11 protein-coding genes are annotated in these 15,787 nt (G+C 71.6%); 10 read left to right on the top strand and 1 reads right to left on the bottom strand.

The window, feature by feature from the left end; genetic code table 11:
• Positions 1-18 precede the first annotated feature (18 nt).
• On the top strand, positions 19-1,701 hold the full coding sequence (locus J2X63_RS04535; RefSeq protein WP_309974331.1) for an alkaline phosphatase D family protein: 1,683 nt from the start codon (positions 19-21) through the stop codon (positions 1,699-1,701).
• Between the two features lie 2 nt (positions 1,702-1,703).
• On the opposite strand, the gene J2X63_RS04530 is transcribed toward J2X63_RS04535, so the two are convergent.
• Positions 1,704-2,948, bottom strand: coding sequence for a hypothetical protein (locus J2X63_RS04530; RefSeq protein WP_309974329.1), 1,245 nt, complete (start codon positions 2,946-2,948; stop codon positions 1,704-1,706).
• Between the two features lie 180 nt (positions 2,949-3,128).
• On the opposite strand from J2X63_RS04530, the gene J2X63_RS04525 reads away from it, so the two are divergent.
• From J2X63_RS04525 to J2X63_RS04485, 9 genes are all read left to right on the top strand, one after another.
• Positions 3,129-5,036, top strand: coding sequence for an ABC transporter ATP-binding protein (locus tag J2X63_RS04525; RefSeq protein ID WP_396133142.1), 1,908 nt, complete (start codon positions 3,129-3,131; stop codon positions 5,034-5,036).
• A 104-nt stretch (positions 5,037-5,140) separates the two neighbouring features.
• Entirely contained in the window at positions 5,141-6,709 is a 1,569-nt protein-coding gene (locus J2X63_RS04520) for a sugar porter family MFS transporter (protein WP_309974325.1), read from the top strand.
• Between the two features lie 35 nt (positions 6,710-6,744).
• Positions 6,745-8,112 carry a cystathionine beta-synthase gene (locus tag J2X63_RS04515; RefSeq protein ID WP_309974323.1) on the top strand — a complete coding sequence of 456 codons (1,368 nt, stop codon included), beginning with the start codon at positions 6,745-6,747 and terminating at the stop codon, positions 8,110-8,112.
• 35 nt (positions 8,113-8,147) lie between these two features.
• Complete coding sequence (locus J2X63_RS04510) at positions 8,148-9,311, top strand: cystathionine gamma-synthase (protein ID WP_309974321.1); 1,164 nt, start codon at positions 8,148-8,150, stop codon at positions 9,309-9,311.
• Positions 9,312-9,444: 133 nt separating this feature from the next.
• The gene (locus J2X63_RS04505; protein ID WP_309974319.1) at positions 9,445-10,890 is read left to right on the top strand and encodes an amino acid permease; all 1,446 of its coding nucleotides are present in this window, start codon (positions 9,445-9,447) and stop codon (positions 10,888-10,890) included.
• Positions 10,887-11,828, top strand: a complete 942-nt coding sequence (locus J2X63_RS04500; protein ID WP_309974317.1) for a cyclase family protein — start codon at positions 10,887-10,889, stop codon at positions 11,826-11,828. The genes J2X63_RS04505 and J2X63_RS04500 overlap by 4 nt, the downstream gene beginning before the upstream one ends.
• Before the next feature lie 128 nt (positions 11,829-11,956).
• Complete coding sequence (locus J2X63_RS04495) at positions 11,957-12,787, top strand: aldo/keto reductase (RefSeq protein WP_309974316.1); 831 nt, start codon at positions 11,957-11,959, stop codon at positions 12,785-12,787.
• A 76-nt stretch (positions 12,788-12,863) separates the two neighbouring features.
• Positions 12,864-14,198: a phytase gene (locus J2X63_RS04490; RefSeq protein WP_309974315.1), complete on the top strand. Its 1,335-nt coding sequence runs from the start codon at positions 12,864-12,866 to the stop codon at positions 14,196-14,198.
• 91 nt (positions 14,199-14,289) lie between these two features.
• Positions 14,290-15,762, top strand: coding sequence for an MFS transporter (locus J2X63_RS04485; RefSeq protein ID WP_309974314.1), 1,473 nt, complete (start codon positions 14,290-14,292; stop codon positions 15,760-15,762).
• Positions 15,763-15,787: the final 25 nt, after the last annotated feature.

Below are 15,787 nucleotides of genomic sequence, written 5' to 3'. Positions count from 1 at the left end.
AGACGGTAGAACAGTGGGATGGCCTCGTCGCCGCTGCTCCTCGGCCCGATGCTGCGCTACGTCGATGCGACGTCGGCCAGCATCTGGGTGGAGACGCGCGCGGCCTGCCGGGTGAGCGTGGCCGCCGGCGGGCGGTCGTGGCATGCCCGCACCTTCGCGGTGCACGGGCATCACTACGCCCTCATCGAGGTCGACGGTCTCGATGCCGCCTCGGAGCTGCCGTACGAGGTGCGGATCGACGAGACCGTCGTCTGCCCCGAGCCCGGGTCGGAGTTCCCAGCGCCCGTGATCTCTACGCGCACGCCCGGCCGTCCACTGCGGATGGCCTACGGGTCCTGCCGCACGAGCGTTCCCCACGATCGCTCGGGCAACCGAACGCACGGGGTCGACTCGCTGCGCGCCTTCGCGCTGGCGGTGGCCGAGGGGCGGGCGGAGCGCCCCGACCTGCTGCTGTTCCTCGGCGACCAGGTCTACGCGGACTCCACGTCGGCGGAGATGCAGGACTTCATCAGGGCACGACGCGACATCCACGAGGAACCTGGTCGCGAGCTCAAGGACTACGAGGAGTACGCGCACCTCTACCAGCTGGCGTGGTCGGACGAGGCGAACCGATGGCTGCTCTCCTGCCTCCCGAGCGCCATGATCTTCGACGACCACGACATCCGCGACGACTGGAACGCCTCGCTGGACTGGAAGAAGAAGATGGAGGCCACCTCATGGTGGCGGGGTCGCATCGTCGCGGGACTGGCCGCCTACTGGGTGTACCAGCACCTCGGGAACCTCTCACCGGCCGAGCGGGCCGACGACCAGATCTGGCGACGGATCACCGCACACGACAGCGAGGAGGAGCTCGATCTCACCGACGTGCTCGACGAGTTCGCCGACCGGTGCGACACCCACCCGGACACCTACAGGTGGAGCTACAGCCGGGAGTTCGACGACGTGCGGCTCGTCGTCGTGGACTCGAGGGTCTCGCGCGAGCTCGCGCCCTCGCGTCGAGGGCTGGTGAACGCGAAGGAGCTCGCCTGGCTCGACGACCACCTCCGCGGGGGGTTCCGGCACGTGCTCGTGGCGACCTCCCTGCCGTTCCTCCTGCCGATGGGGCTGCACAACGTCGAAGCCTGGGACGAGGCGATCGCTCAAGGCGCCTGGGGCAGGCCGGCGGCGTGGATCGGCGAACGGCTGCGGCAGGCCGTCGACCTCGAGCACTGGGCTGCATTCCAGAACAGCTTCCAGGCGGTCGCACGAATCGTGGCGGAGGTCGCCGACGGCAGGCGCGGCCTGGCGCCTCAGACGATCACCTTCCTGTCGGGTGACGTCCACTACTCGTACCTCGCCGAGGTGGAGCGCGACGACGGCGGCCGCATCGTGCAGGCGGTGTGCTCGCCGGTGCGGAACCCGCTCCCACGGTTCCTGCGGTGGTTCGCGGTCGTGATGTCGTACGGCGTGGCGACGCCGATCGGTGCCGCGGCGGCGCGATCGGCGAAGGTGCCGGACCCGCCGTTCCAGTGGAGCACCGTGAAGGGTCCGTGGTTCGACAACAACCTGGCGCTGCTGGAGGACACGGCCGATGGCCTCGTCATGAGCTGGCACACCGGCGTGGTGGAGCACGGCGACGAGCTGCACCCGCGGCTCGAACAGGTGGCACGCATCGTCGTGCCTGCGACCCGCGGGGGCCGTCGCATCGCAGCCGAGGCGTAGGGTCAGGTGCGCGAGCGACCCGCGGCGCGCGGGAGTCGGCGCATGCGCAGTGCGGCGCCGAGGCCGAGCAGGGCGACGGCCGCGAGCACCGAGCCCGCGAGTCCGTCGGGGCCGGTGTCCGGGAGTGTCGACGTCGCCGTCGCGGCGGGGGTCCCGGTTGGCTCCGCCACCACGGCCGGAGCCGGTGCCCCCGACGCGTCGGCGCTCGTGGCGAGCGTCACGGACTCGAGGGGAGCGAAGTTGCCCCCGTTGCCGAGGAACGGCGGCTCCTCCCACGTGCCCTCCCAGGTCCCCTCGACCCAGACCGTGACGACGTGCCCGCCGGGCAACGACCCGAAGCCGAGAGCGGCGGTTCCCGTCGTGTCACCCGTCACCGCCTGCGGGGCGCCGAACGACGTGCCGTCGGGGTCGCCCGCGTCGGTCACCCACACCCGGTAGTCCACCCCGTTCACGAGGCTCGACAGGGTGACGTCCACGCCACCCGTCCCATCGGCGCCGGTGGGCGTGACCGCGAGCTGCATCGCCGGCTGGCAGGGCGCGACCGCGAATCCGACCCAGTCGAAGACGAGCGCCGGAGGTTCGGCGCCGCCGGCGATCGGGTGCCATTCCGCCAGGGCGTAGTAGTTGCCCGGCGGCATGTCGGCGAGGTCGAGCACCTCGGTCGTGCCGTACTCGTCCAGCGACCCGCCGGTCGAGAAGTCGGGCCCCTCCACGTCATAGGTGACGATCCCGCCCGCCACGAGTTCGCTCAGGGTGAGCAGGATGGACCCGCTGCGATCCGTGCTGCACGAGGTGACCTCGACCGACACGCCGAGGTCGGCGCAGGCCCCGACGGTCGCGGGCACCTGCGCCATGATGCCGCCGATCTGACCGAGCGACTCGACGAGCACGATGGAGTAGGAGCCGGGTGCCACATCGAAGCCCCCGGTGCCGGTGAGTGCGGTCCCGAAGGGGACCTGCTGGATGGCCAGGCCCTCCGCATTGAGCAGTGCGATCAGCTTGTCGGTGAACGTGTTCGTCGCGTTGAACGCATAGTCGATGCGACCCGACTCGAAGTAGCCGCAGTCGGTGACGGTCACGGTGAGCGGATCCCCCTCGGCGGCAGCCGCTGGGCCGACCCCGCCGACCCCGCCGACCCCGAGCGCGGCCATTCCGGCGACGACCAGCGCCGCCAGGACCGGTAGCCATCGTGGGCGCGGGCGGTCGGCTCGTGACGATCGGTTCTCGGGCACGCCGATACGGGACATGGCATCGCTCCCTCGGGTCGGGACAGCCAGATGCCGCTCACGATATCGCCTCCTCGCCGGCGCGGGACCCCCAGAACAGGGGCAGGCGCGGGCGATGACGCGGTGAGCGAACGCCCCCCGCCCGAAGCCGCAAGCCCGGCCGTCGCGTCGCACCCCCGACTTAGGCTTGAGCGCATGAGCATGCATGCGAGCGCGCCGGGCGGCCAGACCGGCAGGTACGGCAAGGCGCGCACCCGCATCGCCTCGGCCGACGAGTCGGCACAGCGGGCCGAGAACGCCGACGCACCCAAGATCCCGCACCTGTTGCGTCGCATCTCCGAGCTGTTCGCCGCGCACAAGGTCGCCCTCGCCACCACCGTGGTGCTCGTGCTCATCGGAGCGGGCCTGAGCGTCATCCCGCCGCTGCTCACCCAGCGGGCGTTCGACGACGGGCTGTTCCCCGTCGGGGCCGACGGCGACGTCATGGGACCGAACCTTCCGGTGCTCGCATGGATCGTCGGCGCGATGATCATCGTCTACATCGTCTCGGCGCTGCTCGGCGTGTGGCAGACGTGGCTCACCGCGACCATCGGCAACCAGGTCATGGGGTCCCTCCGGGTGCGCCTCTTCACGCATCTGCAGTCGATGGAGCTCAGCTTCTTCACGCGCACGAAGACGGGCGTCATCCAGTCGCGCCTGCAGAACGACGTGGGCGGCGTGGCATCCGTGCTCACCAACACCGTCTCGAGCGTGCTCGGCAACACCGTCACGGTCATCTCGGCGTTCATCGCCATGCTGATCCTCAGCTGGCAGCTCACGGTCATCGCGCTCGTGCTGCTGCCGTTCATGGTGATCGCGCAGCGACGCGTGGGGCAGGTGCGGGCCCGCATCGCCGGCAAGACCCAGGAGTCGCTGTCGGAGATGACGGCGATCACACAGGAGACGCTCTCGGTCTCGGGCATCCTGCTCTCGAAGAGCTTCACGCGGCAGCGGAGTGAGATCGACCGCTACGCCGACGAGAACCAGAACCAGATCCGGCTGCAGGTGAAGCAGCAGATGACGGGCCAGTGGTTCTTCGCGATGGTGGGCATCTTCATGTCCGCGATCCCGGCGATCGTCTACCTCGTCTCGGGGTGGCTCATCGCGGGCGGCACCGCGGATGTCACGGCCGGCACGATCGTCGCGTTCACGACCGTGCAGGCGCGGCTGCTGTTCCCGCTCATGGGGCTCATGCGGGTCGCGCTCGACCTGCAGACCTCGAGCGCCCTGTTCGCGCGCATCTTCGAGTACCTCGATCTCAAGCCCTCGATCACGGATGCCCCGACCGCACGTGAGGTGACGGCGGGCCCCGCGCTCGGGCGCGTGGAGTTCGACGACGTCACGTTCCGCTACCCCGATGCCGAGGGCGACGGGCGCCCCACCCTCGACGGGGTGAGCTTCACCATCGAGCCGGGCCAGTTCGCGGCATTCGTCGGGCCTTCGGGCGCCGGCAAGACCACGGTGTCCTACCTCGTGCCGCGGCTCTACGAGGCGTCGGAGGGCACGGTGCGATTCGCCGGCGAGGACGTGCGCGACCTCAGCCAGGAGTCGCTCATCTCGCACATCGGCATCGTGAGCCAGGAGACCTACCTGTTCCACGCGTCGATCGCCGACAACCTGCGGTACGCGAGGCCCGACGCCACCGACGCCGAGCTCGAGGCTGCTGCTCGTGCGGCGAACATCCACGAGACGATCGCGTCGTTCCCCGAGGGCTACCAGACGATCGTGGGCGAACGCGGCTACCGCCTCTCCGGCGGCGAGAAGCAGCGCATCGCGATCGCCCGCGTGCTCCTGAAGGACCCGGCGGTGCTGGTGCTCGACGAGGCGACGAGCGCGCTCGACACCATCTCTGAGCGGGTGGTGCAGCAGGCCCTCGACGACGCGGCGCGCGGCCGCACCACGATCGCGATCGCGCACCGGCTGTCGACGGTCGTGTCGGCCGACGTGATCTTCGTGATCGTCGCCGGCCGGGTGGTCGAGCAGGGCACGCACGCCGAGCTCGTGATCGCCGACGGCGTGTACGCCTCGCTCTACCGGCAGCAGGAGGAGCGCAGCGTCCTCGAGGCGTGACGGCGCTCGCCTTCGCGGTGCGATCGCCCTCCGGCGTGCGCGTCGTTCGGGCGCCGTCACCGGCCGACGCATAGGCTCGACGAGTCGGCGGAGGGGGAGATCCCATGACGGAGGAACAGGACGAGACCGGCTCGGAGGCACCCGGAGCCGCATCGCTCGTGAGCGGATCAGCGGTGGACGGATCAGCGCTGAACGGATCAGCGCCGACGGGCTCAGCGTCCGAGCCGCCACCGCCGCCACTCGCGAGCGGACTCAAGCCGCGGGTCATCGGGCTGGCCGCGGCCGGCGCCGTCGGCGGGTTCCTCTTCGGCTTCGACTCGTCGGTGGTGAACGGCGCGGTCGACGCGATCCAGTCCGAGTTCGACCTCACCGCAGTCGTCACCGGGTTCGCGGTGGCGAGCGCCCTGCTCGGCTGCGCGCTCGGCGCCGAGCTCGCTGGGCGGCTCGCCGACCGGTTCGGCCGCATCCCGGTCATGCTGATCGGGGCGATCCTCTTCCTCGTGTCGTCGATCGGGTCGGGCTCCGCATTCGGGGTCATCGACCTCATCGTGTGGCGCGTGATCGGCGGCGTGGGCATCGGCATCGCCTCGGTGGTGTCGCCCGCCTACATCGCCGAGATCTCGCCACGGCTCATGCGCGGCCGGCTCGCCTCGCTGCAGCAGCTCGCGATCGTCTTCGGCATCTTCGCCGCCCTGCTCTCCGACGCGCTGTTCGCCAATGCGGCCGGCGGGGCGGACCAGCCGTTCTGGTTCGGCATCGACGCGTGGCGGTGGATGTTCCTCGCCTGCGTCGTGCCGTCGGTGATCTACGGCGTGCTCGCGCTGACCCTGCCCGAGTCGCCGCGGTTCCTCGTGAAGGTCGGCAAGGAGGACGACGCCCGCCGCGTGCTCACCCGCATCCAGCCGGGCGAGGAGGATCGCGGCATCCGCGACATCCGCGCCTCGATGCACGAGGACTCGCTCGCCAAGCGCAAGGGCGCCCTGCGCGGGCGCGTGTTCGGGCTCCAGGGCATCGTCTGGATCGGCATCCTGCTCTCGGTGTTCCAGCAGTTCGTCGGCATCAACGTGATCTTCTACTACTCGACGACGCTGTGGCAGGCGGTGGGCTTCGACGAGTCCGATTCGTTCACCATCAGCGTCTTCACGTCGATCACGAACATCGTGGTCACCTTCGTGGCCATCGCCCTCGTCGACCGCATCGGCCGGCGCCCGCTGCTGCTCACCGGCTCGGCCGGCATGACCCTCGCCCTCGCGACGATGGCGGTGGCGTTCGCGAGCGCCGTCACGGTGGACGGCGAGCTGAGCCTCCCCGGTGCCTGGGGGCCGATCGCGCTCGTCGCGGCGAACCTCTTCGTGGTCTTCTTCGGCTTCTCGTGGGGGCCGCTCGTGTGGGTGCTGCTCGGCGAGATCTTCCCGGGGCGCATCCGTGCCCGGGCGCTTGGCCTCGCCGCGGCGGCCCAGTGGATCGCCAACTTCCTCGTCACGGTGACGTTCCCGGTGCTGTCGAACTTCTCCCTCTTCTTCACCTACGGCATGTACGCGACCTTCGCCGCGCTGTCGTTCGTGTTCGTCTTCTGGAAGGTGCCTGAGACGAACGGCATGTCCCTCGAGGAGTCCGAGACGGTGTTCCCGGTGAAGGGATCGGCCCGCCGCACGGCCGTGGAATCGGGCTAGGCTGTCGCCGCACCCACACGAGGAATGAACACGGCATGAAGTACGCAGAGACCATCGTCGATCTCGTCGGCGACACCCCGCTCGTCAAGCTCCACAAGGTCACCGCGGGGGTGACGGATGCCACGGTGCTGGTCAAGCTCGAGTACTTCAACCCGGGCGGCTCATCGAAGGACCGCATCGCCGCGCGCATCATCGACGCCGCCGAGCGCGAGGGCAAGCTGAAGCCGGGCGGCACCATCGTGGAGCCGACGAGCGGCAACACCGGCGTCGGCCTTGCGCTGGTGGCCCAGCAGCGCGGCTACAAGTGCATCTTCGTGTGCCCCGACAAGGTCGGCGAGGACAAGCGCAACGTGCTCACGGCCTACGGCGCCGAGGTGGTCGTGACCCCGACCGCGGTGGCGCCCGACAGCCCCGAGTCGTACTACGGGGTGTCCGACCGGCTCGCACGCGAGATCCCCGGCGCGTTCAAGCCCGACCAGTACTCGAACCCGAACGGGCCGCGCTCGCACTACGAGACCACCGGCCCCGAGATCTGGCGCGACACCGACGGCACGGTCACGCACTTCGTGGCGGGCGTGGGCACGGGGGGCACCATCACGGGCACCGGCCGCTACCTGCGCGAGGTGTCGGGCGACACCGTGCGCATCATCGGCGCGGACCCCGAGGGCTCCGTCTACTCGGGCGGCACCGGCCGCCCCTACTTCGTGGAGGGCGTCGGCGAGGACTTCTGGCCGACGGCCTACGACCCCGCCGTGCCGCACGAGATCATCGCGGTCAGCGACGCCGAGTCGTTCGCGATGACGCGCCGGCTCGCGCGCGAGGAGGGCATCCTCGTGGGCGGCTCGAGCGGCATGGCCGTGGTCGCGGCGCTGAAGGCCGCGGCATCCGCCGGCCCCGACGACGTGTTCGTGGTGCTGCTGCCCGACTCCGGTCGCGGCTACCTCGGCAAGATCTTCAACGACAAGTGGCTGCGCGCCTACGGCTTCGGCAACGCACCCGCCGGCCACACGGTGCGCGACCTGCTCGGCGCGAAGGCCGACCGCACGGCGCCCCTCGTCTACGTGCACCCGGCCGACACCGTGCGGGAGGCCATCGACCGCATGACCGAGACGGGCGTCTCACAGCTCGTCGTGCTCTCGGCGGAGCCCCCCGTGGTGCTCGGCGAGGTGCTCGGCGCGCTGCACGAGGAGGTGCTGCTCGACCTCGTGTTCTCGGGGAAGGCGAAGCTCACCGACGAGGTGTCGACCGTCGTGGGCGAGCCGCTCGACCTCATCGGCGTGAACGAGCCCGTCGCCACCGCCCGCTCGGCGTTCGCCACCGCGCCCGCGCTGCTCGTCACCGACGGCGGCAAGGCGCTCGGCGTCATCACCCGTACCGACCTCCTCACCTACCTGTCGGCCTGACCGGCCGCGCGCACCACCCGGAAGGCATCCGCACCATGCTCCACGACGACGCCCGCTTCGACACCCGCGCCATTCACGCCGGCCAGGAGTTCGATCCCACCACCGGCGCGGTCATCCCGCCCGTGTACCTCACCTCGACCTACGTGCAGGACGGCATCGGCGGCCTCCGCGGCGGCTACGAGTACTCGCGGGGCGGCAATCCCACCCGCACGGGTCTCGAGACGCAGCTCGCCGCGCTCGAGGGCGGCATCCGCGGCCTCTCGTTCGCGTCGGGCCTCGCGGCCGAGGACGCGCTGCTCCGCACGGTGCTCGTGCCCGGCGACCACGTGGTGATCGGCAACGACGTCTACGGCGGCACGCACCGGCTCATCCGCAAGGTCTTCGGCGCGTGGGGCATCCGGCACACCACCGTCGACACGAGCGACCTCGACGCGGTGCGCGGGGCGATCGAGCTCGGCGCGACGAAGGTGCTCTGGGTCGAGACGCCCTCGAACCCCCTCATGAAGATCTCGGATGTCGCGGCGCTGGCCGAGCTGGGCAGCGAGGCGGGCGTGCTCGTGGTCGTCGACAACACGTTCGCGTCGCCCGCACTGCAGCAGCCGATCGCCCTCGGCGCCGACGTGGTCGTGCACTCCACCACGAAGTACCTCGGCGGCCACTCCGACGTGGTCGGCGGGGCGCTCGTGTTCGCGGCCGGGCAGGAGGAGCTCGCCGAACGGGTGGCGTTCACCCAGTTCGCCGCCGGCGCCGTGTCGGGGCCGTTCGACGCCTTCCTCACCTCGCGCGGCATCAAGACGCTCGGCATCCGGATGCAGCGGCACAGCGAGAACGCGATGGCGATCGCGCAGCGGCTCGAGGGCCACGCGGGCATCGAGCACGTGTTCTACCCCGGGCTCGAGGCGCACCCCGGGCACGAGCTCGCGGCCCGGCAGATGTCGGGCTTCGGCGGCATGATCTCGATCTCGCTGACGGGGGGCGCCGCGGCGGCCCGCCGGTTCGCGGAGTCGACGTCGCTCTTCCAGCTCGCGGAGTCGCTCGGCGGCGTGGAGTCGCTCGTGAACTACCCCTCGGAGATGACGCACGCCTCGGTGCGCGGCACCGAGGCGGAGGTCCCCGAGTCCATCGTGCGGCTGTCGGTCGGCATCGAGGACGTCGAGGACCTGCTCGGCGACATCGACGAGGCGCTCGGCCGCCTGTAGCGGTCGGGCGGATGCCGCGGCGGAGTGGCGGAAGGGCGGCGCACCCGAGTCCGCGCAGCGCTTGGCAGGATCTTGTTGGCGGCTGTCGTCCCTGCCAGCGACGCAGGTCGGTGGGATGCTCCAGACTGAGCGGGTGACCACGAACCAGACCGCCGCCTCGGCGGGCGCCGACGCACCCGCCGGTGGCGCAGCCGGCGCCGACGGCAGCGAGTCCGCCGGCGAGCACCGCGGCTCCCTCGGCCTCGTGCAGGGCACGGCGCTCTACATCGCGAGCGTGCTCGGCACCGGCATCCTCGTGCTGCCGGGGCTGGCGGCCGCCGCAGCGGGGCCGGCCTCGATCGTGGCCGTCGCCGCCGTGCTCGTGCTCTCCATCCCGCTCGCCGGCACCTTCGCCGCGCTCGCCTCGCGCTACCCCGACCCGGGCGGTGTCGCCAGCTACGTGCGCCGTACCCTCGGCGACACGGCCGCCCGCATGACGGGCTACTGGTTCTTCTTCGGCGTGTGCATCGGCGCACCGGTGCTGGCCGTGCTGGGCGGCGAGTACGTCGTCGCGGTGCTCGGGGTCGACCGCTCCGCCGTGCCGATCATCTCGCTCGCGATCTTCGTGCCGCCGTTCGTCGCGAACTGGTTCGGCGTGCGCGTCGCCGGGTGGGCGCAGTTCGTGCTCACCGGCCTCCTCATCGCCACCGTCGTGGGCGTGGTCGCGGTGACCTTCCCGGCCGTCGAGTCGTCGAACTTCCAGCCCTTCCTGCCCAACGGGTGGGGCGGGGTCGGCACGGCGATCAGCCTCTTCGTCTGGGCGTTCGCCGGCTGGGAGGTCGGCACGCACATCGCCGGCGAGTTCCGGAATCCCCGCCGCATCATCCCGCTCGCCACGGCCATCGCGATCGTCGTGGTCGGCGCGGGCTACCTCGCCCTGCAGGTCGTGACCGTCGGCGTGCTCGGCGACCAGGCCGGCGAGGGCGTCGTGCCGCTGCTCGACCTCGTCGACACCACCGTGCCGGGCATCGGCTCCACGCTCGTCGCGATCGTCACCGCGATCGTCTGCCTCGGCGTCATGAACGCCTACCTGCCCGCGTTCGCGAAGCTCGGGTCGGCGCTCGGCCGCGACGGCGACCTGCCGCGCTACTTCGCGAAGGGGGCGGCCGCCGGCGAGGTGCCGCGCCGGGCGCTGCTGCTCACCGCCGCGCTCGTGGCCGTGTACTTCGTGCTCATGCTGCTGAACGGCATGAACCTCTCGGCGTTCATCCTGATCCACACGAGCAACATGGTGGCCATCTACGCGGCCGGCATGGTCGCCGCGACCCTCCTCCTGCGCCGCTGGTCGTTCGGCTGGTGGCTCGCCGTGGTCGCCACGGTCATGACCGTGGGGCTGCTCGTGCTCGCGTGGGCGAACCTGCTCGTGCCCGTCATCCTCGGGCTCGCCGCGGTGCTCGTCACGGTCGTGCGACGCCTGCGCGGCCGCACCGCGTCCGGTGCCCGCGCGGGATCCGCCGTGCCCGCGGGATCCGCCGTGCCCGCGGGATCCGCCGCGCCCGCGGCATCCGCCCCCGTCCCGACCACCCAGGAGCTCAGTTGACCGAGTACCGCGCCCACTTCGACGCCGAGATCGACTTCGTCAACGGGGGCGCGCTGCGCGCCGAGGCGTTCCGCCTCGACCTCCCGTCGCGCGACCTCACCGAGGCGCAGGTCGGCGAGCTGCTCGTGCGGCACCTCGGGCTCACGCTGGTGGGCCGGGTGCAGCTCTCGAACCTCGAGGTCGTCGAGGAAGCGCATCGCGGGTCGCGCGGCGTCACCGAGATGCCGACTGATGTCGCGGCATCCGCTGCGCTCGGCGGGCTCGGTGCGCGCGGGGAGCTCGTCGACCTCAGCCATCCCATCCGGGCAGGGCTCGTGACCTACCCCGGCATCCCCGCGCCGACCATCACGCCGCACCTCACGCGCGAGGCATCGCGCGAGCACTACGCGCCCGGCACCGAGTTCGCGATCGACCTCATCACCATGGCCGGCAACACCGGCACCTACCTCGACAGCCCCTTCCACCGCTACGCGCACGGCGGCGACCTCGCGAGCCTCGACCTCGCCACGCTCGTCGGCGTCCCCGCCGAGGTGTTCCGGTTGACGGATGCCGCGAACCGCGGCATTCCTGCCGAGGTGTTCCTCGACCGCGAGCTCGCCGGCACCGCGGTGCTGCTGCACACCGGCTGGAGCCGGCACTTCGGCGCGCCCGAGTACGCGCACGGGTCGCCGTTCCTCACCGCGGCCGGAGCCCGTCACCTCGTCGACGCCGGGGTCGCGATCGTCGGCATCGACGCGCTGAACATCGACGACACGGAGTCGGGCGGGGAGCGCCCGGCGCACTCGATCCTGCTCGCGGCGGGCGTGCACGTCGTCGAGCACCTCACCGCGCTCGACCGCGTGCCGGCGCGTGGCGCGCGCTTCACCGCCGTGCCGCCGCGGGTCGAGGGGTTCGGCACGTTCCCCGTGCGCGCGTTCGCGGAGCTGCCTGCGCGCTGACGCTGGTCGTTCGTTCGGTCGGTCGGTCGGTCGGTCGCATGCGGCGCAACCGCGCGCCGGATGACCGTGAGCGTCGGGGAGCGGCGCGGGCAGTGGCATCCGTCGCCCTCGTGAGTGAGGATGGGTGGATGATCGCTCCCGCGTACTCGCTCCGCGACGGCAACTCCATCCCCGCGCTCGGGCTCGGCACGTACGGGCTCAACGAGCAGGCGGGCATCGCAGCGATCGTGTCGGGCATCGCCGAGGGCTACCGCCTCATCGACACCGCCTACAACTACGGCAACGAGGATGTCGTCGGCGAGGCCGTGCGCCGCACCGACGTCGACCGCAGCGACCTCGTGATCACCACCAAGCTGCCCGGGCGCCACCACGGATTCGACGAGACCCTCGCCAGCTTCGAGGAGTCGCGCCGCCGCCTCGACCTCGACTGGGTGGACCTCTACCTGATCCACTGGCCCAACCCGCGCATCGACAAGTACGTCGACACCTGGCGGGCGATGATCCGGCTGCGCGAGAAGGGCCTGGTGCGGTCCATCGGGGTCTCGAACTTCACCGTCGCGATGCTCGAACGCCTGGAACGCGAGACGCAGGTCGTGCCCGTCGTGAACCAGGTGGAGCTGCACCCGTACTTCCCGCAGGAGGAGCTGCGGGCCTACCACGACGAGCACGACATCCGTACCGAGAGCTGGAGCCCGCTCGCCAAGCGCAGCGAGCTGCTGCAGGAGGGCGTCATCACCGCGCTCGCCGCGGAGAAGGGCGTCACCCCGGCACAGATCGTGCTGCGCTGGCACGTCGAACTCGAGGCGGTGCCGATCCCCAAGTCGGCGGATGCCGCGCGCCGGCGTGAGAACCTCGACGTCTTCTCGTTCGGGCTGGCCCCCGAGGAGGTCGAGGCGATCACGGCCCTCTCCCGCGGGCGGCTCTGGGGCGCCGACCCCGACACGCACGAGGAGTTCTGAGCGCTCGCCGCGCTGTTCATCCGCTTCACCCCGGTGCTTCACGCGCCGTTCCCCGGGCCTCGGCAGCATGCTGCACATGAAGCCGACCCTCGTCGCCGGTGCCGCCGCGGCCGCACTCGCCCTCCTCCTCGTTCCCGCGGCCGGCGCAGTCGCCCGGCCGTCCGTTCCCGACGCGGTCGTCACGACCGGCACCGAGACGCCGGCGCTCTACGACGACGCCGGGGGCGGCAACGCCAGCGGTGACGACCCGGCGATCTGGGTGGATCCGACCGATTCGCACGACTCCATCGTCATCACGACGGCGAAGGAGGGCGGCCTCCGCGTGTACGACCTCGCCGCCCGCGAGCTGCAGTCCCTCGTCGCGACCGCGGCGCCCCGGGCCGACGGCATCGGGGGCCGCTACAACAACGTCGACATCGCCTACGACGTGCCGCTCGGCGCGGCATCCGTCGACCTCGCCGTGGTCTCGGATCGCTACAACGACCAGCTGCGGTTCTTCGTGATCGACCCGGCCGGGGCCGACGCGCCGACGCCGCTGACCGAGGTCACCGCGCCCGACCTGCCGTTCCTGTTCAGCCCCGACCGCGCCACGGTGGCGGAGGAGCACACCGCGTACGGGCTCGCGGTGTGGCAGCCCGCCCCGGGCGAGACGTACGCCGTGGTCACGCAGGAGGGCGCACCGACCCTCGCGACCGTGCGGCTCGCGGCATCCGGTGGCCTCGTCGGGTACGCGGATGCCACGACGACCGCGCTGCCGTCGTCGTTCCCGCTGCCCGACGGCACCACCTGGACGCCGTGCGAGGAGCCCGGCGTCGGCCCGCAGCTCGAGGGGCTCTCGGTCGACCAACGCTCCGGGGTGCTCTACGCCGCGCAGGAGGACGTCGGCGTCTGGCGCATCGCACTGCCGTTCGGCGCGGCGGAGCCCCGGCTCATCGACCGCGTCAAGGACTTCGGCGTGCACGACGCCTACGACCCCGAGACGGAGGAGTGCGCGCCGATCGACCCGGACGACGCGGGCTTCGGCGGCTCGGCGCTCGAAGCCGACGCGGAAGGGGTCGACGTGTACTACGGACCCGGCGCCACCGGTTACGTGATCGTGTCGAGCCAGGGCGACGACGCCTACGCCGTCTACCAGCGGCAGGGCGGCAACCGCCTGGTCGGCACGTTCCGCATCGAGGGCGTCGACGGCGTCGACGAGGTGAACGGGTCCGACGGGCTGGCCGTGACCAACCGCATCGTCGGGGACTACCGGGAGGGGCTGCTCGTCACGCACGACGAGCCCGAGACCGGCGCCGGCGTCGATCCCGAGCGCGACGCCACGAACTTCTCGTACGTGTCCTGGGGCGACATCGCGGATGGGCTCGGACTGCGCGCCAGCACGGCGGCCGGGAACGACCCGCGCTTCCGGTAGGTCGCGGGCGTCCGGCGTGGTGGTCCCGGCCTGGAGGCGGCCGCGGCCGCCGTCGGGCGCTCCTGTCGGCGGCCGGGGATAGGCTCGATCGGTGAGCGACGTGACGAAGAAGACGGATTCCCCGGCGACGGGGCATCCGGCCGACGCCGCCGAGGCGGCGGAAGCCGCGGCCGCCGACTCGGGCGAGGTGCCGGCGCAGCGCACCCGCGAGCCGCTCGCCCGAGGGCCGCTTTCCAAGCCCTACCGATGGCTCTCGATCGGCATGTTCTCGATCATCTTCCTCGCCGCGTTCGAGGCGATGGCCGTCACCACGATCATGCCGCTCGTCGCGACCGACCTCGACGGCGAGGCGTTGTTCGCCCTGTCCTTCGCCGTGCCGCTCGCCGCCGGCATCATCGGCATGGTCATCGCGGGCAACTGGACCGACCGTGCGGGCCCGCTGCCGTCGCTCATCGTCTCGGCGGTGCTCTTCGTCGTCGGGCTGGTGATCGCCGGCACCGCCGTGAACATGGAGGCGTTCATCGTCGGCCGGTTCGTGCACGGGCTCTCGGGGGCCGCGGTGATCGTGCCGCTCTACGTGATCGTCGGGCGCGTCTACCCCGAGCACCTGCGAGCCAGGGTGTTCGCGGGCTTCGCCGCCGCGTGGGTCATCCCGTCGATCGTCGGTCCCGCGCTCGCCGGCGCCGTCGCCGAGGCCACCAGCTGGCACTGGGTCTTCCTCGGGGTCATCGTGCTCATGCTCCCGGCCGCGGCCATGATGCTGCCGCCCATCGTGCGTGTGCGCGACCAGGTGCAGGGCGACCCGTCGGTGCCGTGGAGCCTCAGTCGGGTGGGCTGGTCGGTTCTGACCGCCGCGGCCGCGCTCGCCGTGTCGCTCGCCAAGGAGCTGCCCGACCCCTGGCAGTGGGTCGTGGCCGTCGCCGCGATCGCCGTGGCGGCCGTGGGCGCGCGACCGCTGCTGCCCGTGGGCACCCTCCGCGCCGCCCGCGGCATGCCCGCCACGGTGATGCTGAAGCTCATCGTCGCCGGTGCGTTCTTCGGCAGCGAGATCTACCTGCCGTATCTCTTCATCGAGCACTACGACTTCTCGCCCAGCCTCGCCGGCGCCGTGCTGACGGGCGCGGGCCTCTCGTGGGCGGCGGCGTCCTGGCTGCAGGGCCGGCTCACCGAACGCATCTCGAACACGCAGGCCGTCGTGATCGGCGCGGCGACGCTCGTCGTGGCGCTCGTCGCCGTGCTCGTCGTCGCCGCCTTCACGCTCGCTCCGGCCATCGCCTTCGTGGCATGGACGCTCGCGGGTGCCGCGATGGGGTTCATGTATCCGCGCTTCTCGGTCGCGGTGCTCGCCCTGTCGCCGGTGTCGGCGCAGGGCTTCAACAGCGCGGCGCTCACCATCTCGGAGTCGCTCGGGGCGGCGGTGGTGCTCGCGATCACCGCACTGGTGTCGAGTGCGGCCGGCGCGGGCATGTTCACGGCCGACTTCGCGGTGACCGTGACGATCGCCGTGGTCGGGTTGCTGCTGGCGAGCCGCGTGCGGCCGCCGGCCGTGGCATCCCGAGCCTGACGACCTTCGACGCGGTCTCGAGCGG

It is taken from the genome of Agromyces sp. 3263 (assembly GCF_031456545.1).
GTDB lineage: Bacteria > Actinomycetota > Actinomycetes > Actinomycetales > Microbacteriaceae > Agromyces.
This window is presented reverse-complemented; position numbering and strand designations above follow the sequence as displayed.